Raw genomic sequence first — 20,783 nt, 5'->3', positions numbered from 1 at the left:
GCAGATAATCGGCGAAGGAGGTCAGTGGTGAAAAGGGCTCCGCTCGACACCCTCGGCGAGATTGCGTCCACTCTATCGCCGCCAGCTGTGTCGCAGTACCTCGCGACCCATGACTGGCAGCTCGAGACTCGCGACCAAGATGTCAAGGAGATTTGGCGACTTCCGGGTGAGGACGGCCTCCTCGGCCGGATCATGTTGCCTCTAGCCACCGATTACGTCGATTTCCGTGGGCGCTTCCGGGACACACTCCAAGCTCTCGCCACCATATATGACTGGGATCCTGCGCAACTGGCCGAACAAATCGCTGCGGCACGTGCCGATCTGTTTTTCGTGCGACTCGACCAAGAAATGACAGACGGCACAATCCCGTTCCGACAGGCCGAAACCACCCTGGAAGCCCTGTTTGCGATGATGAAGGCCGCCGCCACAACCGCTGACGACCCAACTCACTCGCATCGTGGTAGAAGGTCGGCCACCGTCACCGACTTCCTCGAAGATGACATTCGTCTCGGACATACCAAACGTGGCAGCTTCGTATTCACCGTAGTCACCCGCCTTGGTGATATCCCGGGCGTCCCCGAAAAGTGCACGTTCCGTTGGCTGGTGACGACTACGAATGGGCGATCCGGGCACACCAGAGCAAGCAGCCGATTGTCGTGTCCGGTGACCTGATATTCGAACGTGGCGCTTGGCGACTGACGGGAACGATCAACGTAGACCCGAGCTTCTTGGACCGCGAGACCTGACGTCGGCTCGCGACTGTGGCGCAAACGGCGAACTGTTACGCAGCTGACCCAAAGTCTTGACGGCGCAAAGGGCTGGAAAGCCTACGTTGCTCGAGTGGCCCAGGGGTAACAGCCGGGGCCACTTGCGTCTTCATGCGTCCGCGTCCAATCGGGCTAACCTTTAGCGGCGGTGCAGCCCCGCCAGCAGCGTGGTGAGGATCGGGGAGCGGCGCGCATCGCTGCGCAGGACCGCGGAGACCGGAATTCGTAGTCGGTGCTCGGCGAGGTGCAGGACGACCAGGCCCTCGGTCGGACTGTCGGCGTAGAGCACGGTCCAGGCGTCCGGGCGATTGATCAGCTCCATGGTCGCGGTGTGGTCCGGTGGAATCGGTGGACCGAAGGTGGGGCCCGCGGCTAGATCGGCGAAGGCGGCCCGAATCACATTGTGCAGCAGGACCTGTTCCTGCTCGGGCGGGAGCAGCAGCGGATACGGGCTCAGATCCGCCAGCGTCACCTGATCACGCGGGGCCAGCGGATGGGCGGCGGAAGTCGCGATGACGAGGTCCTCGATCCACAGCATCTCGACCGCCAGACCCGGCTCGTCGACACTGCCGCGGATTAGCGCGAGATCGCAGTCGCCGTCGGCTACCGCGGTGATCCGCTGCCGGAACGGTTTGATGACGAATTCGATCTCCGCGTCCGAATGCGCGGCGCGCGCCCCGGCGATCGCGGACAGCGATCGGGTGGCGAAGGACATATTGGCGGCCAGCCGGATGCGGTGACCGGAGGTGCGCACGGTGGCGCGGATGGCCGACTCCAGACTGAGCATCTGTTTAGCCAGGGGAAGTAGCCGCATGGTCGCGTCGGTCGGCACAACGGCCCTGGTAGAGCGCTCGAACAGGGTTACGCCGAGGTCACGCTCCAGCCGGGCGATCTGATGGCTGATCGCCGATTGGGAGATGTAGCAGCGGGCGGCGGCCCTGCTGAAACTCAGCTCCTCGCACACCGCGACGAAGTAGGTGAGCTGGCGAAGCTCCACTTGATCTCCAATTCATGAGCAATCCAGATAAGAGTCATATCTATTATGCGCCTGAACACCTGAAATATCTGCGGATCGAATGACGGTTGGTAATGAGAGAAGGAGGCTGTCATGGAACACGCAGATGTTGTCATCGTTGGATCGGGATTCGGGGGGCTTGCCGCCGCTAAGCAGTTGGCCAAATCGGGCATTAGTTACGTTCTTATCTCGAGCACTCCGGAGCATCTCTTCCAACCGTTGCTCTACCAGGTCGCGACAGGTGTGCTGGCCTCGAACGAGATCGCCCCGCCGATCGCCTCGGTGCTGCGTAGGCATAAAGAGGCCGATGTCCGGCTCGGCAAGGTCGTCGCCATCGACGCCGACAACGCGGTGCTCACCTACGAGCACGACGGCGCGCGCACCCAGATCCGCTACGGCTCACTGATCGCCGCCACCGGCGCCTCGCAGTCGTACTTCGGCCGCGACGACTTCGCGGACAAGACGTTCTCGCTCAAGACCATCGACGACGCGAAGTTGCTGCGCGCACAGATCGAACGTGTCTTCACCGAGGCCGAGGCCGAGGACGCGGATGCGGAGACCCGCAAGCGACTGCTGAGCTTTGTGGTGGTCGGCGCGGGCGCGACCGGTGTCGAAGTTGCCGGTCAGCTGAAGGAACTCGCGAAACGGCATTACCACCAAGAGGTTTCGGTGACCCTGGTCGAGGGTGCGGGCGAGGTGCTGCCGCCCTTCGGCGGTGGACTCTCGGAATATGCGAAGGCCTCGCTGACGAAGAGCGGCGTCGAGGTGCTGCTCGGCACGTTCGTGACCGATATCGAATACGGCAAGGTGACCGTCAAGGATAAGCAGGGCCATGAGCGCCGGATCGCTGCCGAGACGGTGGTCTGGTCGGCGGGTGTGCAGGCGGGCGGATTCGCGCGGATCCTGGCCGAAGCCACCGGCTGCGAAACCGACCGGGCCGGAAGGCTTTTGATCAACCCGGATCTGACCGTCGGCGGACATGCCGATATCTACGCGATCGGCGATATGACCTCGCTCAACGGCTATCCGGGCCAGTCGCCGGTCGCCATGCAGGAGGGCAGGCACGCCGCCGACATCATTCGCCGCAAGCAGCTCCCCGGCACCCCGTTCAAGTACTGGGACAAGGGCAGCATGGCGGTGATCAGCCGGTTCAGCGCGGTGGTGAAACTCAACGAGCACATCACCTTCCGCGGCGTCATCGCCTGGACCATGTGGCTCGCGGTGCATCTGCTCTACCTGGTCGGGTTCCGCAACCGCTTCGCCGCCGTGGCCTCGTGGCTGGTCGCCTTCATCGGCACGGGTCGTCCCGGTTTCGACGAGGTGGACGCGGCCCGAGAGCCCGAACGTCTGCCGGAGCGCGATGCCGCTTGATCCACTCCGACATCGCGTCGGGTCGATGTGATCCGACGCGGTCCCGCATCTTCGGGTGGTCGCCACCGCAACGACTGATTTCCTGAGGCGCACCTGAGTCTGGCCTGAAGACGCGGGGAGGCGGCCAAGCTCATCATCTCGTTCACCGAACCGGCATCGCGGCGACACTTCGAGGTTGCTCCTGCGCAGTTTCGGGCTGGCTTCATCACGGATATGACTATTTCGTCCGTGTTGACAGCCCCGGCTCGACCGACGGACTCCGGGGCGGAACGGTCTCGGTATTCGCTGGTCGTCTCATCCGATTCGGAGCACCGGCTGGCCGCGCAGCGCCTGCGCTACGGCGTGTTCGCCAGTGAGCCCGGCTTCCACATTCCCGATAACGGAACGGGTCTGGACGCCGACCGTTTCGACGAGTACTGCGATCACCTGCTGGTTCGCGACGATCGGACCGAGGAATTCGTCGGCTGCTATCGAATGCTGCCGCCGGACAAGGTGACTGCCGCGGGCGGTTACTACACGGCCACCGAATTCGATCTGGCCCAACTGGATCCGCAGGGAAACCGGATCGTGGAAATGGGCCGTGCGTGCGTGGTCCCCGACCACCGCAACGGCTCGGTGCTGACCCTTATGTGGGCGGGCATCCTGCACTACATCCAGCTCACCGGATACGAGTGGGTTATGGGTTGCGTATCGGTGCCTATGCAGGACACGCCCGCCGATCCGGTCGGTGTGAATGTGCGCGGGGTGCGCGATATGCTGCTCGGCCGTCACGGATCCGATCCCGAGCGGCGGGTACATCCGCACCGCCCGGTGGTCGTCGACGGGCTGACGCTGGACGAGATGACACCGCCCGCGCGCCCGAAGCTGCCCCCGCTGCTGCGCGGCTACCTGCGCCTGGGCGCGGAGATCTGCGGTGAACCCGCGCACGATCCGGACTTCGCGGTCGCCGATTTCGTCGCGCTGCTCGGCCTGGACACGATCAACACTCGCTACCTCAACCGATTACAAGACGCGGCCAATGCACTCGACGGGGGACGGTGAGTCAGATGGTGTTCGACGCGCCGCCCGCACAGCGCACCGCGCATTCCTGGATGCCGTCGAGCCCGTGTGGGCCCGGCTGTATCGATTCCGTCGACGAGATCGGCACCGCACGCGTGATCGGCCGACTATTCGGTGTGGTCGGGTTGTTGGTCAGCTTTCCGGTTGTCAATGTCGTGACGCCGCGCGGTCGGCGCGAACAGTTGCAGCGGCGGTATGCGCGAACTGTTTTGAGCTGTCTCGGGATTCGGTTGCGCGTTGTCGACAACCGAGCCGATGCGGGGGATACGGCCGATGCCCGCTTCGGCGATTCGGGTGCCGGGTTGCTGATCGTGGCCGGACATATCGGCTGGACCGATGTGGTCGTCCTGGCCGCGGTGCAGCCACTTGGTTTCGTGGCCCGCGCCGATATGGTCGACTGGCCGTTACTCGGTGGACTGGCCAAACTGATGCGGGTCATTCCGATCGAGCGCGAACGGCTGCGCGAATTGCCCGGTGTGGTGGCGCGTCTGGGCGAGCGGCTGGCGGCGGGGGATCGAGTCGCGGTCTTCCCGGAGGGCACCACCTGGTGTGGCCGCGCCTACGGCACTATGCGGCCCGCGCTCTTCCAAGCGGCGGTGGACACCGGAACATCGGTGCAGCCGGTGCGGCTGCGGTATCTGGACGCACACGGCACTCAGTCGACCATTCCCGGATTCGTTGGTGACGACAGCTTCGGCACTTCGGCGAAGCGGGTCCTGCGCTCGCGCGGCATGGTGGCCGAGGTGGTGCTCGAACCGGTGGAGTATCCCGGACTCGATCGTCGTGATCTGGCTCATCGGTGTGAACAAGCGGTGCGCGGTGCCGATCTGTCGCGCCACGGCGCCATCGAGGCCTCGGATTGGATCGAGGCGACGGCGACCCGGGTGCAGGATCCGGAATCGGCCGATGCGCAGCCGCAACGGCCGTCGCGGCGGTTGCGACCGTTCCGGCGCAGGGGCTCCGGACACCGGGTCGCGGTGTCGACAGACTGATCCGCCCGTCTGGCGATGCCGACATGACCTGTGGCACGGCCGCGCCCGGGCAGGTGAAGCACAGCTCGCGAACGAGTTGATCCGCGACCGCAGCGTGGTGGCTGCGGGTTTGCTGGCCGGGGCGTCGGAGGGTCGGGTACGTTGAGCCAAGGCGAGAACGGCGATGCCCGTGCACGGATTCATCGAGCGAACTCGGCGGGCGATCGGCGGCACCTTCGCAGCGGGAGCGGCGCTATGGATCTGAATACGATCACCGATATTGTTCGGCGTCCTTCCGAGCAACCGGGCGCGGACTGGCGCGACGGCGATGCGTGGCTGGCCGGGGGAACGTGGTTGTTCTCGACCGAGCAGCCGGAACTGCGCCGTCTCGTCGATATCACCGCACTCGGCTGGGACAGTCTGGTGCCGAGTCCCTCGGGACTGGAGATCGGCGCGACGTGCACCGTCCGCGAGCTGAATGCTTTTGCGCCGCCACGTGATTGGCTCGCCGGGACGCTGTTCTCCACGTGCTGCGATGCGTTTCTGTCCTCGTTCAAGGTCTGGAATGCGGCGACGGTCGGCGGCAATATCTGCATGTCGCTGCCGGCGGGGCCGATGATCACGCTGACGGTCGCACTGGACGCCACGTACACCGTGTGGGCCACCGAAGGATCCGAACGCACCGTCGATGCGGCCGACTTCGTTATCGGTGACCACCGAAACGTCCTCGGCCCCGGCGAGATCCTGCGCCGCATCGATATCCCGGTGACCGAACTTCACAAGCGGTGTACGCACCGGAGGTTCAGCCTGACGCGCCTTGGCCGCTCGACGCTGTTCCTGATCGCCACCCAATCGCCGGAGTCCCGGGACCTGCAGCTCACCATCACCGCGGGCACTACTCGCCCGGTGCGCTTGGCGTTCGACACCATGCCCGACGCCGAGACGCTGCGCGAGCGCGTCGACGCCATCCCCGAAGACCTGTGGTTCAGCGACCCGAACGGCACCCCCGAGCACCGTCACCACCTGACCAGGTACTTCGCCGAGGAGATCCGCGTCGAACTCACCGAAGGCGGTCGGCCGTGACGTACACCGTGAACGCGAAGACCTTCGACGCCGAGCCGAATCCGGGTCAATGCCTGCGCACATTCCTGCGCTCGCTCGGCTTCCACGGTGTCAAGAAGGGTTGCGACGCGGGCGATTGCGGCGCATGCACGGTATGGCTGGACGGTGCGCCCGTGCACAGCTGCATCACGCCCGCGTTCCGTGCCGATGGACGTGCGGTCACCACCATCGAGGGCCTCGGTTCGCCCGAAGATATGCACCCGATGCAGCGGCAGTTCCGCGACGCTCCCGGCTTCCAATGCGGCTTCTGCACCGCTGGCATGATCATGACCGCGGTGGCGCTCACCGACGCCCAGCGGGAAGACCTCTCGCGCGCGCTGAAGGGCAGCCTCTGCCGCTGCACCGGCTACCGGGCGATCGAAGACGCGATGCACGGTGTCGCCGAGATCGAAGTCGCTCAGCCGGGCCGGGTCGTCGGGACCAGCGTCGGCGCTCCGGCGGGCACCGAGCTGGTGACCGGTAGTGCCGAATTCACCATGGACACCGTGATCGACGGCATGTTGCACCTGAAGCTGCTGCGCTCTCCGCACGCTCATGCCCGCATCGTGTCGATCGATAAGACCGCGGCGCTCGCGGTTCCCGGCGTGCATCGCGTCTACAGCTGGGAAGACGTGCCGCGCAAGCACTTCACGACCGCGATTCACACCGATCACCTCGTCGATCCCAGCGACACCTACATTCTCGACGACGTGGTGCGCTTCGTCGGTCAGCGCGTGGTCGCGGTGTTGGCCGACACCGTGGGAGCTGCCGAGCAGGGCTGCCGCAAGGTGGTCGTCGAGTACGAGGTGTTGCCCGCGGTTTTCGATCCGGAAGCGGCCATGGCCGACGGCGCTCCGCAATTGCACGGTTCCCAAGATCCGTTCGTGCGCGATCCCGAGCACAACATCCTGCTCGAGATCCACGGGGATATCGGTGATGTCGAGGCGGGTTTCGCCGAGGCCGATGTTGTCCATGAGGGCACCTACTACTCGCCGCCCGTGCAGCATGCGCATCTCGAGACGCACGGATCGATCGCGTGGATGCAGGACGGTCGCCTGCATGTACGCACCAGCTCACAATCGCCCTCGATCGCCAAGAACAAGCTCGGCTATCTGTTCGACCTGCGTCCCGATCAGCTGCGCGTGTTCTGCAAGCGGGTCGGCGGCGCGTTCGGCGGTAAGCAGGAGGTCATCACCGAGGACTTGGTTGCCTTGGCCACGTTGGATACCGGTCGGCCGGTCTGTTTCGAGTTCACGCGCGAGGAGGAGTTCACGACAGCCTCACCGCGGCACCCGATGTCGCTGACGGTGAAGCTGGGCGCACGGTCCGACGGCACGCTCACCGCGATCCAGGTCCGCAATGTGTCCAATACCGGCGCCTATGGCAACCACGGCGGCGAGACGCTGTTCGCCGGTGGGACGGCCGTCGCGACCTACCGCTGTCCCAACAAGAGGTTCGACGCATATTCCGTCTATACGAACAACGTGCCGGGTGGCGCGCTGCGCGGCTACGGCATGACCCAGCCCGCCTTCACGATGGAGTCGGCCATGCACGAGCTGGCGGTGGCGCTCGATATGGATCCGCTCGAGCTGCGGCGGCGCAATGTCGTGCGTCCCGGTGATGCTCTCGTCGCATTCGACGACGGTCCGGACGACGTTATGTTCCGCGAGGACGGCCTCGTCGAATGCATCGATCTCGTCGACGACGCGTTGCGGCGCAACACCGTCGAGCCGCCCCCGAGTATCGATTGGCTCATCGGTACCGGCACCGCCAGCTCGCTGCACGAGACCGCGCCCCCGACCGACCACCTCTCCGAGGCCTGGCTGACCCTCGGTGACGACGGTAGCTACGAACTCGCCGTCGGTACCGTCGAATTCGGCGAGGGCACCTCGACCGCCCACGTGCAGATCGCCGCCGACCGGCTCGGCACGACGCCGTCACGGGTGCGGCTCATCCAATCCGATACCGACCGAACGGGATTCGACACCGGCGCGTTCGCCAGCGCGGGTCTCTTCGTCGCCGGGAACGCCGTGCTGCGAGCAGCGGAGGCTCTGCGCGATCGCATTCTGTTCTTGGCGGCCGAACACGCGCGAGTCGATATCGCTTCGTGCGCTATGGACGACAACGGTGTCATCTGCGGTGACAGCCACGTATCGCTGTCGGAACTAATCGAGGTGGCGCGCCGCCGCGGCATCCGATTGACCGAGGCGCGCAAGGCTTTCGGGTCGCCGCGCAGTGTCATCTTCAACACGCACGGCTTTCGGATCGCGGTGCATCGGATAACTGGTGAGATCCGCATCCTCTACAGCGTGCACGCCACCGACGCTGGAGTCCTCATCAACCCGGCGCAGGTGCGGGGCCAGATCGAGGGCGGCGTCGCACAGGGCATCGGCTTCGTGCTGACCGAGAACTTCCACGTCGACGCAAGCGGGGCGATGGTCAACCCGAACCTGCGCAACTACCGCATCCCGACCTATGCCGATATTCCCCGCACCGAAGTACTGACGGTGGACTCCGCAGATTCCGTCGGTGCGATGCACTCGAAGGGTATTGCGGAGTGCTGCATCAACCCGGTCGCGCCCGCGCTGGCCAATGCGCTAGAGGACGCGACGGGCATCCGATTCCGCGCGCTGCCGCTCACACCCGAGCGCATCTATCGGCGTCTCATATCGGTTCCGGCTCGAAAGCCGTGAGGAGACCGCGATGGGAGCCGGGAAGCTCACCGACAGCGCGGCGACGGTCATCATCGGCCAGAAGGTGCGCCCGGGTTTCGAGAAGGCCTTCAAGTCCTGGCAGGAGGACCTGAACGCCGCGGCGTCGGGCTATCCGGGATTCGTCGGCGCCGAGATCGCCGCCCCCACCGCGGTGCAGCCCGAATGGGTGGTGGTCTACCGCTTCGACTCCGTGGGTCATCTACAGGATTGGATAAACAGCCCAACCCGTCAGGAATTCTTGGACAGCGGGCAACAATACTTCGACGGCCCCGCCACCCAGCAGGTCATCAGCGGCGGCACGCGACCCGCAGATCCCCTCGTGACGGTCGTGGTCACCCATCGTGTGACGCCCGAGAGCATCGCGGATTTCCTTGCTTGGCAAGCGGATATGAGTCGTGAGGAGGCGAAATTCGAAGGCTTCCGCGGCACCGAGCTCTTCCGTCCCATCGAGGGTGTGCAGGACGAGTGGACGGCGCTCTATCGTTTTGACACCGCGGCGAATCTGGCCACCTGGCTCACCTCGAAGCGGCGTCAGGAACTCCTCGCCGAGGGCAGGAAGTTCAGCGATTTCGAGTTGCGCACCATCGATAACTCGTTCGGCAGCTGGTTCGCCTTCGATGAGGACGGCAACGAGACTCCGTCGGATACGAAGACGGCAATCGCGGTATGGGTGGGCCTCTATCCGACCGTGGTGCTGCTTACCCTCGCTCTGGCACCCTTGCAGATGCCGCTGTGGCTGGGGTTGCTGATCGGCAACCTGCTGTCCAGTTTCGTGATGAGCTACGTCACGATGCCGTACTACGTGAATCGGCTGCTGCGGCGGTGGCTGCGCCCGCCCCCGGATATCCCGGCGGCGAAAACGAACCTCCACGGCATCGCCATCGTCGTCGCGGTCATGCTGGCCTGGGTCGTCATCTTCTACGTGGCCACGACCAAGCTCTGGTCGTTGCCCTGACGGCCACCCAGCGGTGCGGGTCCCGTCGGTGCGGGGATTGTGCTCACTAGCTTCGATGTCAGGGCTGTGGCATGCGGGTCGGCCAGGTCCAGTCCGAACTTGCGGACCTAGACGGCGTTCATCGCCGCGGCGGCTGGTGCGTGTCGGGTCAGGATCGCGGCCACTGTCGGAGTGAGGTAGGCCGGGATACGGCCAGCCGCGCGTCGGCGTGCGCACTCGTTACGGGCGACGGGGCCGCCGCGGGACGGTATAGGTATCACACCGGGCTCACCAAACGTCGCCCGGATTCTCGAGTCTCGGGCGCCACTGCCGTGCTGTACACGCGCTCGATTTCGGACAGGAGGTCGAAGTGCGCCATGAAGAAGTCGGGGTTGGCGCTCTGGAACACTACGACGGTCAGATCGAGGTCTTCTTCCATGCGGGTCACCAGATCGGCAAACTTCGACGGTGTCCAGGTCGATGAGATTGATCGGCGCGTTCTCGAAGGTCGCCTTCCAGTAGGACGGCGACACCGGTAAGCAGAAACAACCGTGCATCCCCTCGCGGACCGGGCCGATCGCACGCCGGGGCTGCCGGTCTGGCGCATGTGACGACGAGGCGGGCTGCCATACGACCAGCGAGGCAGACTGGTCAAGGAGGCGCAGCCGGGGGCATCCGCAGCGGACGCCGGACATCGGCGGCGCTGGGGTTGAGGGAATACCGTCGCGCCCGGCTCGGCTTCATGTTGTGGGTGAATCGTAGACGGTGGCGGGATACCCCGGAGATATGCAGGTCAACGGTGGGATAAGGTTTGTAGGTCATGAAGTCGGCTTTTGCGGGTTCGGTCCATGGGGCGCCCCGGACGGTCTACCTCGATCATGCGGCGACCACTCCGATGGTGCCTGCCGCGATCGAGGCGATGACGGCCGCGCTCGCGATGACAGGCAATGCCTCGTCGCTGCACGGTTCCGGGCGTGCGGCCCGGCGGATGCTGGAGGAGGCGCGCGAGTCGATCGCCGCCGATCTGGGCGCCAGGCCGTCAGAGGTGATATTCACCTCGGGCGGGACCGAGAGCGACAATCTGGCGATCAAGGGCATCTATTGGGCCCGGCGCGATGCCGAACCGCGCCGCACCAGGATTATCGCGGGTTCGACCGAACATCACGCCGTCATCGATACCGTCGAGTGGCTCGAGCAGCACGATGGCGCGCAGGTGACTTGGCTGCCGGTCGACTCCGACGGTGTGGTGTCGCCGCGGGCGCTGCGCGCGGCGCTGGCCGAACACGTCGACGAGGTCGCGCTGGTCAGCATCATGTGGGCCAATAATGAGGTCGGCACTATCGCGCCGATCGTCGAATTGGCCGCGGTGGCACAGGAATTCGGCGTGCCGATGCACAGTGACGCGATCCAGGCGGCCGCGCAGCTGCCGATCGATTTCGCGGCCAGTGGGCTTTCGGCGGCGAGTTTCGCCGGGCACAAGGTCGGTGGCCCGCATGGTGTCGGCGTGCTGCTGCTCGGCAGGCAGGTACCGTGTGTGCCACTGATGCACGGCGGCGGGCACGAGCGCGATCTGCGGTCCGGGACTTCGGATACCGCCGCCGCCGTCGGGCTGGCGACGGCACTGAACTACACCGTGAACGAGTTCCCGATGCGTACAAAGGAATTGATCGCGCTACGGGACGAATTGATCACGGGTATCCGCGATACCGTTCCGGACGCGGTGCTCAGCGGTCCCGACGGTGAGCGACGCTTGCCTGGCAATGTGCACTTCACTTTCCCTGGCTGCGAAGGGGATTCGCTGCTGATGCTGCTGGACGCGGCCGGGATCGAATGCTCTACCGGGTCTGCTTGCAATGCGGGTGTGGCCACCCCGAGTCATGTGCTGATCGCCATGGGCGTGCAACCGTGGCAGGCGCGCGGATCATTGCGATTTTCATTGGGGCACACCTCGACTCGCGCCGATGTGGACGCGGTGCTGAATGTCTTGCCCCAGATTGTGGAAAGGGCCATGGCCGCGGGTCTGGCCGGTGCGAAGGGAGGTGTCTGATGCGAGTACTCGCCGCGATGAGTGGTGGTGTGGATTCGGCCGTGGCGGCGGCACGAGCCGTGGACGCTGGTCATGAGGTGGTCGGCGTACACCTGGCGCTGTCCGCGACACCGGGCACTCTGCGCACCGGTTCGCGCGGTTGCTGCTCGAAGGAGGACGCGGGCGACGCTCGGCGAGCCGCCGACGTGCTCGGAATTCCCTTCTATGTCTGGGATTTCGCGGACCGTTTCAAGGAAGACGTGATCGACGATTTCGTCGCCGCCTATGCCGCCGGTGAGACACCCAACCCGTGCCTGCGCTGCAACGAGAAGATCAAGTTCTCCGCCCTCGCCGATCGCGCGGTGGCTCTCGGCTTCGACGCCGTGGTCACCGGCCACTACGCACGGCTCGAGGACGGTGTGCTGCGTCGTGCCGTCGACGCCGACAAGGACCAGTCCTATGTGCTCGCGGTGCTGACCGCACAGCAGTTGTCGCGGGCCATGTTCCCGGTGGGTGACACCCCGAAGCCGCAGATCCGCGCCGAAGCCGCCGAGCGTGGGCTCGCGGTGGCGAATAAGCCCGACAGCCATGACATCTGCTTCATCCCCTCCGGTGACACCAGGGCCTTCCTCGGCGCGAAGATCGGCATCCGGCCCGGCGCGGTCGTCGATGCCGACGGGCAGGTGCTCGCGAATCACGAAGGTGTGCACGGGTTTACGATCGGTCAGCGCAAGGGTCTCGGACTGCCCGGACCGGCCGCCGACGGTAAGCCGCGCTATGTCACCGAGATCGATCCCGACTCCGGCACCGTGCGCGTCGGCTCGGCCGAGGATCTGCAGGTGTGGACCGTCCAGGCCGAGCGCGCCATCTGGACTTCCGGTGCGGCGCCCGAGGGGCCGATCGAGTGTGTGGCGCAGGTGCGTGCGCACGGCGGCACCGCACCGGCCGTAGCCGAGGCGGTCGGCGACGGGCTCATCGTGCGACTGCGCGAGCCGCTGACCGGTGTTGCCCGCGGCCAAGCCGTCGTGGTGTATCGCCAGGATGCGTTGGGCGATCAGGTGATCGGCAGCGGCACCATCACCGACACCGCGCGTGATGCGTCGGAATCTGTGGGTAGCGCGGGCGCGAGCACAAGGCAGTGAGCGACGCCCACATCGGGCGGCGCGGCAAGCGAGATCGCTTCGTCCCGGCGCAGACCGGGATCCACCACACGATGGGGTGCATACCCCGCATAGGGGCAACGCAGTGAGCAAGCGTCAGCGAGTGAGCCATCGACCCGGCGCGCAATCGCGCACGATGGAGCCGAGCGGCAGCGAGGCGCTGTCGTGAGCGAAATCGCCAAGGAATCACGCGAAATTCCAGCGAAGCAACCGGTGCGGATTTCGGGCGGCATCGCGACCGCCGTCGGGTCCTGGCCGGGTACGGATCCGCGGGAGGCCGCGGCCACCATCATCGGTGAGTTGCCCGATTTGCCGCATCTGGTCGAATTGCCTGGTCGCGGTGTCGGTGCGGATATGATCGGCCGCGTATCGGCACTCCTGGTGGATATGCGATTCGACACCACCACGCGAGGTTATCGGTTGGCGGCCAGGCCCGGTGCGGTCGCGCGGCGTGCGCGCGACCTGCTCAGGTCGGATCTGGACGCACTCGAACAGGCCTGGGCGACATCGGGTTCGGCGGGCACGGTCAAACTGCAGGCCGCCGGGCCATTGAGCCTCGCGGCCCAACTAGAACTCCCCGTCGGACACCGGGTGCTCACCGATTCCGGTGCGGTGCGCGATATTTCGGAATCTCTGGCCGAAGGTCTTGCCCAGCACGTGGACGAGGTGCGCAAACGCCTTGGTGCGCACGTCGTTCTGCAACTGGATGAACCGTCACTTACCGATGTCCTCAACGGCTCCCTGCGTGGCGTCAGCGTGCTGGACACGGTGCGCGCGGTCCCTGAACCAGAGGCACTGGCGGTCTTGGATGCGGTCATCACCGCTCAGGCTGTTCCTGTCCTGGTCCACACCTGCGCCGATGCGCCCGCCCTTTCCTTCCTGCGCGGTAGCGCGGCCACCGCCATCGGCTTCGACACCACCACCATCACCACCCGCGCTCTGGACGATATCGGCGAAATACTGGACGCCGGAAAGCAATTGGCTCTCGGACTGATTCCGACGACGCCGCCGGGCAAGCCCCCGACCTGGCGCGATATCGCCGAGCCCGGTGTCCGCCTCATCGACCGCCTCGGCCTGCGTCGCTCCGTGCTGGCCACCCAGATCCTGGTCGCCCCCGCTTGCGGCCTGGCCGGTGCCCCCCTCGAATGGGCCCGCCAAGCCCTCCGCCTGTCCACCGAAGTGGCGCGCGCCTACGCCGAAGAGCCGGAATCGCTCGACTTCTCCTGACGCTCGGACAGTATTGCCGCCGTTCGAGTTGCGATCGTCATCGGTACGAACGCGCGAAGACCAGGCGGTATCCCAGGTTGTCGATCGGCGCGGTTGATCGACACCCGGACCGATGCCACCGCGGACGGTGATCCGATCACGCGCGTCGCGTGGGTGCGAAACAGCGATGGTCGACCTCCGGATTCGCGGCGGTGCGAGCGACGGGCAGCGTCACCTCGGACCGGATCCGCCGCCCGGATAGTCCGCCGCGACGTGCGGGAATGTGACGGTGACTTGTCGGTGGGCTCGACTAATGTGCGATGGGTGAGTGACAGCGACATTGCGGCGGACCCGGCTACGGCGGAGCAGCGGGTGGAGTGGCAGCGGCTTGCGGACGAGGTTCGGGAGCACCAGTTCCGGTATTACGTGCGGGACGCGCCCATCATCTCCGACGGTGAGTTCGACAAGCTGCTGCGGCAACTGGAGGCGCTCGAGGACGCCCATCCGGATCTGCGCACGCCCGATTCGCCGACGCAGCTGGTCGGCGGCGGATTCGCGACGGATTTCACCGCTGTGGACCATCTCGAGCGAATGCTGTCACTGGACAATGTCTTCGACTTCGACGAGCTGCGCACCTGGGCGAGCCGGGTCGAGGCCGAAACCGGGTCGAATCTGCACTATCTGTGCGAGGTGAAGATCGACGGTGTCGCGCTGAACCTGGTCTACGAGAAGGGGCGGCTGGTGCGCGGCGCGACCCGCGGCGACGGACGCACCGGTGAGGACGTCACGCTCAATGCGCGCACCATCGATGACATTCCGACCGAGCTGACCGCGACCGCGGAGTTCCCGGTCCCGGACGTGCTCGAGGTGCGTGGTGAGGTCTACTTCCGGCTGGAGGATTTCGAGACGCTCAATGCGGCGATCGTGGCCGAGGGTAAACCGCCGTATGCGAATCCGCGCAATACCGCGGCGGGTTCGCTACGCCAGAAGGATCCGGCGGTCACCGCGCGGCGTCGGCTCCGGATGATCTGCCACGGATTCGGGCGCATCGAGGGCTATACCCCGACCTCACAGCACGAGGCCTACCGCGCGCTGGCCGCATGGGGTCTGCCGGTCTCCGAACACACCACATTGGTGCAGGGCATCGATGCGGTGATCGAGCGCGTCGACTATTGGGGCGAGCACCGTCACGATATCGAGCACGAAATCGACGGCCAGGTGATCAAGGTCGACGAGATGGCGCTGCAGCGTAGGCTCGGCTCGACCTCGCGCGCCCCGCGCTGGGCCATCGCCTACAAGTACCCGCCCGAAGAGGCCACCACCAAGCTACTGAATATCGAGGTGAATGTCGGGCGCACCGGCCGGGTCACCCCGTTCGCGGTGATGGAGCCGGTATCCATCGCGGGCTCCACGGTCGCCATGGCCACGCTGCACAATGCCTCCGAGGTGAAGCGCAAGGGCGTGCTCATCGGCGACACCGTTACCATCCGCAAGGCCGGTGACGTGATTCCGGAGGTGCTCGGCCCGGTGGTCGACGCACGCACCGGTGACGAGCGCGAATTCGTCATGCCGACGCACTGTCCGGAATGCGGTACCGAGCTGGCGCCGCAGAAGGAGGGCGATGCCGATATCCGCTGCCCCAACCAACAGTTCTGCCCGGCGCAGCTGCGGGAGCGGGTATTCCATGTGGCCGGGCGCGGCGCTTTCGATATCGAATCGCTCGGCTACGAGGCCGCCAACGATCTGCTGAAATCGAGCGCGATCACCGACGAGGGCGATCTGTTCGACCTCGACGAGGCGCGGCTGCTCACCACTACGCTGTTCGCCAATAAGAACGGTGGTCTGTCCGCCAACGGCAAGCGACTGTTGGAGAATTTGCAGACCGCCAAGAATCGGCCGCTGTGGCGGGTGCTGGTCGGGTTGTCCATCCGGCATGTGGGGCCCACCGCGGCGCGGGTGTTGGCCAGGGAATTCGGCAGTATCGACCGGATCCAGGACGCTGCGGTCGAGGAACTGGCCGCCGCCGACGGCGTCGGCCCGACCATTGCCGCCGCGGTCGCCGAATGGTTCACCGTCGATTGGCATCGCGCGATCGTCGACAAATGGCGTGCCGCGGGTGTGCGAATGGCCGATGAACGCGATGCGTCCATCGAGCGCACCCTCGAGGGGCTATCGATCGTGGTAACCGGGTCGCTGGAGGGGTTCTCCCGCGACGGCGCCAAGGAGGCGATCCTGGTGCGCGGTGGTAAGGCCGCGGGTTCGGTCTCGAAGAAGACGGCCTTCGTGGTGATCGGTGATTCGCCGGGCTCCAAGGCCGCCAAGGCGGAGGAACTCGGTGTGCCGATCCTCGACGAGGACGGATTCCGCAAGCTGCTCGAGCAGGGTCCGGCGGCGGTGACGCCGGAGACGGCCGCCGAGGATGCCGAAGCCGAGGAGTAGATATGCCGTCGGCGAATACGCCTTGACCTGAACCTGGCTTCAGGTATGAGGATCGACTGGTAGGTAACTATCAGGAGATTCGATATGACTCACCGCTCTACCGCTCTGGTCACCGGTGCTTCGGCGGGATTCGGTCTGGCTCTTGCGCGTTCACTCATCGGCCGCGGCTGGCGGGTGATCGGTACCGCCCGCCGCGTCGACCGGCTCGCCGGGGTGAGCTCCGAGCTCGGCGAAGCATTTCTCGCGGTGCCGGGCGATATCACCGATCCGGCGCATCGTGCTGAACTGGCCGAGGTCTCGAGCGAGTTCGGACACCTCGATCTGCTCGTGAACAACGCCAGCAGCCTCGGGCCGAGTCCGATGCCGCGTCTGGCGAACTATCCGCTCGATCAGCTCGAGCTGGTGTATCGAACCAATGTCATTGCGCCGCTGGCGGTTCTGCAGTTCGCACTGCCGCTGTTGGATCCGGATGGTGTCGTGGTGAATATCAGCTCCGACGCGGGTGTCGAACCGTATCCGGATTGGGGCGGATACGGCTCGTCGAAGGCGGCCCTGGATCAGCTCACCGCCATCCTGGCCGCCGAACATCCGGAGCTGTCGATCTACGCCTTCGATCCCGGCGATATGCGCACCGAAATGCATCAGGCGGCATTTCCCGACGACGATATCTCCGATCGTCCCGAACCCGAGACCGTCGTGCCCGCGCTGCTGCGTTTGCTCGAGCAGCGACCCAAGAACGGCCGTTATACCGCCGCTGATTTCGCCGCGGGGGTCGGCAGATGACGACAGCGTTGCATGAATGGGCCGATGTCCTGCCGCCCGAGCGCAATGCCGCCGCTCCGCCGGAGGCGCGCGGCCTGGCCCGCGACGAGGTCCGGATGCTGGTGGCCGCGGAGCGCCTCAGCCACCACATATTCCGTGAACTACCACGGCATCTGAACGCGGGTGACCTTGTGGTGGTGAACAATTCGTCGACCGTGGCCGCGGCGGTCGATGGCACCCTCAACGGCATGCCGGTCACGCTGCATCTGTCCACCTGGCTCAACGGACCCGTCGACGGGGCCGGTGGTGCACCGGATACCTTCGGCGGTTGCGACGGCCTGTGGGTGTTGGAGGTGCGCACCCGCGAACGCACACCGTATCCGGGTGACCTGCACCCGGGCAATGAGATTCAGCTGCCGGAGGGTGCCACGGCAACCCTGCGCGAACCCTGGCTACCGGGTGCGCGCCGACTCTGGATCGTCGAACTCAGCGCCGACCCCACCTGGCTGCTGGCGAACCACGGCTATCCGATCACCTATTCGTATGTGCCGCAACGTTGGTCGCCGTCGTACTACACGACGGTGTTCGGCCGAATTCCTGGCAGCGCCGAAATGCCCAGTGCGGCACGTCCTTTCACACAGAGATTGGTGCTCGATCTGGTGACCTCGGGCGTCGCGATCGCGCCGATCACTCTGCACACCGGCGTCTCCTCACCCGAGGTCGGCGAACCCCCGAGCCCGGAGCGGTTCGCGGTACCGTCGGCGACCGCACGTCTGGTGAACGACACCAGGGCGGCGGGCGGCCGCATCATCGCGGTCGGCACCACGGTGACGCGAGCGTTGGAGACCAGCGCCGATCACCACGGAGTCGTGCATCCGGCCCGAGGGTGGACCGAACTGGTCCTCGGTCCGCGCCGCCTCGCCCGGGTGGTCGACGGCATCATTACCGGCTGGCACGCTCCCGGCGCATCGCATCTGGATCTACTTCTCGCGGTCGCGGGCGCGGCCACCGTCCATGACGCATATGCCACCGCCCTCGATACCGGATATCTCTGGCACGAGTTCGGCGACAGCGCATTGCTGTTCGGTCCCGGTGCTAGGAGGGACTGATGCTCACGGTGGAGTCGAGTTGGCCGCCGACCTCGATCCGGCCGCACTGACCGTTGCTGAGATCGAGATGGGCGTTCCTGGTCTTGGTCCGGCTTTTCTGGATGGTGGTATCGACAATGACCTGGACCTTGCCGACCGAGCACACCTTCACAAGGGCGGGCGAGCCGTCGAAGCTGTAGGTGCCGCCACTCTGGCAGGTATTGGTCTCGTCGTGGAAGAAGATCCGGGCGGTACCGTCCGGACATGGCGCCTCGGCGGCGGCTTGCGGCGGTCCGAGCACGACCAGCGGGCCCAGTGCGAGCGCGGCCGCGACGGAGCTGCGGGCCACTAGACGACTAATCGTCAGTTCCATCGTTGAATCCCTCATCAATACATTTCCGGCAGATGCCAGCGGGTAGCCGCGGCGCCTGCATGATAACGCGTGACGTGCGCATTTGTCCGCCGGAAGCGCCGCCGGCAGTGCCGATCCCGACCCGTGACCCGGGGTGCGGTGTCGCGGTCGGGTGGGTGAACCGACAGGATGTCGGGATGCTGCGCAGTTTTCAGGTGACCAATCACAGATCGCTGGCCGAACGGCAGGACTTGCGTTTGAGCCGGGGGAGCGGACCGGTCGCGGTTCCGGTGACGGCCGTGCACGGTGCCAGTGCCGCGGGCAAGACAAGCCTGATCGATGCACTGGGGCAAATGCGCGATGCGGTGCTGAATTCGGTGATCGGCTGGGATCCGTATGCGGGACCGGTGCGTGCGCCGCATCGCGGATTCCCCGATCGCCCCTCGGAATTCGTGGCGAGCTTCGTAGCGGAGGGCGTGCCGTACACCTATGGATTCCGGCTGGACAACGCGGATGTGACGGCCGAGTGGCTCTACACGCATCCGCGCTCGCGCAAGCGAATCGTGTTCGAACGCAACGGCGAACAGATCAAGATCGGTCCGATGTTCGAGGCCGCGCGTTATGGCATTGCCGCATTGTTACCGCTGGTGCGGCCGAACGCGTTGCTGCTCAGTCTCGCCGGGCAGATGTATGCCGAGGCGCTGGTGCCCGCGTATCGGTGGTTCTCGGCGATGCTGGAGGTGCAGCACGGTGCGGTGGATGCGACGGCGGTCGAGCATCGGCTCGGCAGTCATCTCTCTGCCGCCCCGGACCATGCGATGCGGCTGCTCATGCTGCTGCGCACCGCCGAACTCGGCATTACCGATCTGCTGATCGCCGAGCCCGACCCGATGTACGCGGATTATCTGCGCGAACTCGACGCCGATATCGCGGGGACGGCCGAACAAGTGGAGCTGTGTGCGATCTCGCCCGCGCATGCTGATCAGTTGCTGCGGGACAACGGCATCACCGAGGTCATGCTCGAGCGCGAGCTGAGCAACCTGAAGGCGGCACGCGATGCCCTCTACACCCGGATGGTCGAGCGTCGCGGTGTCGGCCTCGGACTGGTGCACGCTGGTATCGACTCCGCCTTCGATATCACCGAAGAATCCGCCGCCACCCTCTCGATGCTGCGCTTGCTGCCGACCATGCTCGACGCACTGGACTCCGGCCGGGTGCTCGCGATCGACGATATCGGCGCACATCTGCCGGTCGAAGAGACCGACCGACTGATCCAGCTGTTCCAGAATCCGGAGACCAATTCCCGTGGCGCACAACTGATCTTCACCACGAACAGTCGGTCGCTGATCGATCGGACGAACGGTCGCTCACAGCGCACTCGCACCGCCGTCTGGCAGATCCGCCGCACCGAACACGGCACCAGCGAGCTCGCCTCGCTGTAGTGCACGGGCATGAGGCTCAGCGGTGGCGGCGGCCGCCAGCGCACCGAGCTGTCAGCGCCGCGGTTCGAGTGCCGTCGCGTGGTGCAGTTTGCGATGGCGGTGAGTGTGCTGTGCTGGCGTCGGTCGCTGCCCGCGCCTCGAGGCGCGTCGGTTCGCGTGCCTGGACCGAGTGCGGTGGCATGGTGTGGCCAGCGATGCTGCTGGGCGCTTGCATCGGACTCATTGCCGCCGTGCCCAGTCGCGTCGTACCAGGTGTAGTTGGACCGAGCGTGGATGCCGGCGCGCAGGTCGCGATGCTGGTAGAGCGTGTTGCGCTGACGTCGGTTGCCGCCGTGCCGAGCAGCGCCACATATGGCTTCCCGGAGCAATAGCATGG

17 protein-coding genes are annotated in these 20,783 nt (G+C 65.8%); 14 read left to right on the top strand and 3 right to left on the bottom strand.

What is annotated here, in order from left to right; translation table 11 throughout:
• Positions 1 to 27 precede the first annotated feature (27 nt).
• Complete coding sequence (locus tag ACQP2U_RS32380) at positions 28 to 672, top strand: hypothetical protein (protein ID WP_433710926.1); 645 nt, start codon at positions 28 to 30, stop codon at positions 670 to 672.
• Positions 673 to 906: 234 nt separating this feature from the next.
• Here ACQP2U_RS32380 and ACQP2U_RS32375 read toward each other — a convergent pair whose 3' ends face one another.
• Positions 907 to 1,764 (bottom strand): LysR family transcriptional regulator, encoded by an 858-nt coding sequence (locus tag ACQP2U_RS32375; RefSeq protein ID WP_433710925.1) that lies wholly within the window; start codon positions 1,762 to 1,764, stop codon positions 907 to 909.
• A gap of 111 nt (positions 1,765 to 1,875) precedes the next feature.
• Here ACQP2U_RS32375 and ACQP2U_RS32370 point away from each other — a divergent pair, with 111 nt between their 5' ends.
• The 6 genes from ACQP2U_RS32370 (at position 1,876) to ACQP2U_RS32345 (ending at position 9,953) form a co-directional block, all read left to right on the top strand.
• Complete coding sequence (locus ACQP2U_RS32370) at positions 1,876 to 3,153, top strand: NAD(P)/FAD-dependent oxidoreductase (RefSeq protein WP_433710923.1); 1,278 nt, start codon at positions 1,876 to 1,878, stop codon at positions 3,151 to 3,153.
• Between the two features lie 213 nt (positions 3,154 to 3,366).
• Positions 3,367 to 4,194 carry a GNAT family N-acetyltransferase gene (locus ACQP2U_RS32365; protein WP_433710922.1) on the top strand — a complete coding sequence of 276 codons (828 nt, stop codon included), beginning with the start codon at positions 3,367 to 3,369 and terminating at the stop codon, positions 4,192 to 4,194.
• Positions 4,191 to 5,204 carry a lysophospholipid acyltransferase family protein gene (locus ACQP2U_RS32360; protein ID WP_433710921.1) on the top strand — a complete coding sequence of 338 codons (1,014 nt, stop codon included), beginning with the start codon at positions 4,191 to 4,193 and terminating at the stop codon, positions 5,202 to 5,204. The genes ACQP2U_RS32365 and ACQP2U_RS32360 overlap by 4 nt, the downstream gene beginning before the upstream one ends.
• 234 nt (positions 5,205 to 5,438) lie before the next feature.
• Positions 5,439 to 6,266, top strand: a complete 828-nt coding sequence (locus ACQP2U_RS32355; RefSeq protein WP_433710920.1) for an FAD binding domain-containing protein — start codon at positions 5,439 to 5,441, stop codon at positions 6,264 to 6,266.
• Positions 6,263 to 8,977 (top strand): molybdopterin-dependent oxidoreductase, encoded by a 2,715-nt coding sequence (locus ACQP2U_RS32350; protein WP_433710919.1) that lies wholly within the window; start codon positions 6,263 to 6,265, stop codon positions 8,975 to 8,977. Before ACQP2U_RS32355 ends, ACQP2U_RS32350 begins: the two co-directional genes overlap by 4 nt.
• Before the next feature lie 10 nt (positions 8,978 to 8,987).
• Complete coding sequence (locus ACQP2U_RS32345) at positions 8,988 to 9,953, top strand: antibiotic biosynthesis monooxygenase (protein WP_433710918.1); 966 nt, start codon at positions 8,988 to 8,990, stop codon at positions 9,951 to 9,953.
• A gap of 256 nt (positions 9,954 to 10,209) precedes the next feature.
• Here ACQP2U_RS32345 and ACQP2U_RS32340 read toward each other — a convergent pair whose 3' ends face one another.
• A complete protein-coding gene (locus ACQP2U_RS32340; RefSeq protein ID WP_433710917.1) occupies positions 10,210 to 10,371 on the bottom strand; it encodes a hypothetical protein in 162 nt (53 codons plus the stop codon).
• A 381-nt stretch (positions 10,372 to 10,752) separates the two neighbouring features.
• On the opposite strand from ACQP2U_RS32340, the gene ACQP2U_RS32335 reads away from it, so the two are divergent.
• The 6 genes from ACQP2U_RS32335 to ACQP2U_RS32310 all read left to right on the top strand — a co-directional run bounded on the left by ACQP2U_RS32335 (position 10,753) and on the right by ACQP2U_RS32310 (position 18,634).
• Positions 10,753 to 11,979 (top strand): cysteine desulfurase family protein, encoded by a 1,227-nt coding sequence (locus ACQP2U_RS32335; RefSeq protein ID WP_433710916.1) that lies wholly within the window; start codon positions 10,753 to 10,755, stop codon positions 11,977 to 11,979.
• On the top strand, positions 11,979 to 13,100 hold the full coding sequence (gene mnmA, locus ACQP2U_RS32330) for a tRNA 2-thiouridine(34) synthase MnmA (protein ID WP_433710914.1): 1,122 nt from the start codon (positions 11,979 to 11,981) through the stop codon (positions 13,098 to 13,100). The genes ACQP2U_RS32335 and mnmA overlap by 1 nt, the downstream gene beginning before the upstream one ends.
• 192 nt (positions 13,101 to 13,292) lie before the next feature.
• Positions 13,293 to 14,345 (top strand): methionine synthase, encoded by a 1,053-nt coding sequence (locus tag ACQP2U_RS32325; RefSeq protein WP_433716648.1) that lies wholly within the window; start codon positions 13,293 to 13,295, stop codon positions 14,343 to 14,345.
• Between the two features lie 303 nt (positions 14,346 to 14,648).
• Positions 14,649 to 16,763: an NAD-dependent DNA ligase LigA gene (gene ligA, locus ACQP2U_RS32320; RefSeq protein WP_433710913.1), complete on the top strand. Its 2,115-nt coding sequence runs from the start codon at positions 14,649 to 14,651 to the stop codon at positions 16,761 to 16,763.
• Between the two features lie 84 nt (positions 16,764 to 16,847).
• Positions 16,848 to 17,546 carry an SDR family oxidoreductase gene (locus ACQP2U_RS32315; RefSeq protein WP_433710912.1) on the top strand — a complete coding sequence of 233 codons (699 nt, stop codon included), beginning with the start codon at positions 16,848 to 16,850 and terminating at the stop codon, positions 17,544 to 17,546.
• Positions 17,543 to 18,634, top strand: coding sequence for an S-adenosylmethionine:tRNA ribosyltransferase-isomerase (locus tag ACQP2U_RS32310; protein WP_433710911.1), 1,092 nt, complete (start codon positions 17,543 to 17,545; stop codon positions 18,632 to 18,634). The genes ACQP2U_RS32315 and ACQP2U_RS32310 overlap by 4 nt, the downstream gene beginning before the upstream one ends.
• Here ACQP2U_RS32310 and ACQP2U_RS32305 read toward each other — a convergent pair.
• Positions 18,621 to 18,986 carry a hypothetical protein gene (locus ACQP2U_RS32305; protein ID WP_397032601.1) on the bottom strand — a complete coding sequence of 122 codons (366 nt, stop codon included), beginning with the start codon at positions 18,984 to 18,986 and terminating at the stop codon, positions 18,621 to 18,623. The two genes, ACQP2U_RS32310 and ACQP2U_RS32305, sit on opposite strands and share 14 nt — an antisense overlap.
• A 176-nt stretch (positions 18,987 to 19,162) precedes the next feature.
• On the opposite strand from ACQP2U_RS32305, the gene ACQP2U_RS32300 reads away from it, so the two are divergent.
• The gene (locus tag ACQP2U_RS32300) at positions 19,163 to 20,407 is read left to right on the top strand and encodes an AAA family ATPase (protein ID WP_433710910.1); all 1,245 of its coding nucleotides are present in this window, start codon (positions 19,163 to 19,165) and stop codon (positions 20,405 to 20,407) included.
• The last annotated feature ends 376 nt before the right edge of the window (positions 20,408 to 20,783 follow it).

Origin of the sequence: Nocardia sp. CA-084685, assembly GCF_050955785.1 — a bacterium.
In the GTDB taxonomy this organism is placed as follows: Bacteria; Actinomycetota; Actinomycetes; order Mycobacteriales; family Mycobacteriaceae; genus Nocardia.
The sequence above is the reverse complement of the archived record's forward strand: the minus strand, read 5'-3'. Positions and strand labels throughout refer to the sequence as shown.